The following is a 1058-nucleotide window of genomic DNA, read 5'->3' on the forward strand; positions in this document are numbered from 1 at the left end:
CTGGTGAGCCGCGTGGTGCCGGCCGACCAGCTGCTGCCCACCGCGCGCGCTGGCCGCGAAAATCGCCGCCAACCCCGGCGCCGTGATGCGCATGACCAAGCGCCTGCTGCGCGAGGGGCAGAGCAGCACGCTGGCGTCGCTGCTGGAGATGTCGGCCGGCTACCAGGCCATCGCGCACAAGACGGCCGACCACCGCGAGGCGGTTACCGCCTTCATCGAAAAACGCGCGCCACGCTTTGCGTGATTGCCGGCAGCGAGAACATTGCCGTATGAAACCCCTGCAAGGCCTGCGCGTGCTGGATCTGTCCAGCGTCATCTTCGGCCCGCTGGCCAGCCAGTTGCTGGCCGACTACGGGGCCGAGGTCATCAAGGTCGAGCCGCCCGAGGGCGACTCCACGCGCCACACCGGCCCGGGCACCGAGCCGGGCATGGCGGCCATGTTCCTGGGCGCCAACCGCAGCAAGAAGAGCCTGGCGCTCGACCTCAAGCAGCCCGCCGCGCAGGCGGCGCTGCAGGCCCTGGTGGCCACGGCCGACGTGTTCATGCACAGCATGCGGCCGCAAAAAGCTCGCCGGCCTGGGCATCGACCCGGCCACGCTGCGCGCGAAGCACCCGCGCCTGGTGTATGCCAGCCTGCTGGGCTTTCTGCCCGGGCCCTATGCCGGGCGGCCGGCGTACGACGACGTGATCCAGGGCATGTCGGGACTGGCCGACCTCATGGCGCGCCAGACGGGCGAGGCACGCTACCTGCCCACCATCGCCGCCGACAAGACCTGCGCCCATGTGGCGGCGCATGCCATCCTGGCCGCGCTGTGGCAGCGCGAGCGCACGGGGCAGGGCGCGCTGGTGGAGATCCCCATGTTCGAGTCCATGGTGGGCTTCAACCTGGTGGAGCATTTCTACGGCCAGCATTTCGAGCCGCCGCTGTCCGCGCCCGGCTACCCGCGCGTGCTGGCGCCGTGGCGTCGCCCGTACCGCACGTCCGACGGCCATGTGGCCATGATGCCCTACACCGACGTGCACTGGCAGCGCTTCTTTGCCGAGGTGGGTGAGCCCGC

General features: G+C 70.6%; 2 pseudogenes. Both read left to right on the forward strand.

Features of this window, described 5'->3' with window-relative positions:
• Positions 1-244 (forward strand): annotated as a pseudogene (locus tag ACDELDRAFT_RS24385) (enoyl-CoA hydratase-related protein); the annotation flags it as partial.
• 25 nt (positions 245-269) lie between these two features.
• Positions 270-1058 (forward strand): annotated as a pseudogene (locus ACDELDRAFT_RS22915) (CaiB/BaiF CoA transferase family protein); the annotation flags it as partial.

This window comes from Acidovorax delafieldii 2AN (assembly GCF_000175235.1).
GTDB lineage: Bacteria > Pseudomonadota > Gammaproteobacteria > Burkholderiales > Burkholderiaceae_C > Acidovorax > Acidovorax delafieldii_B.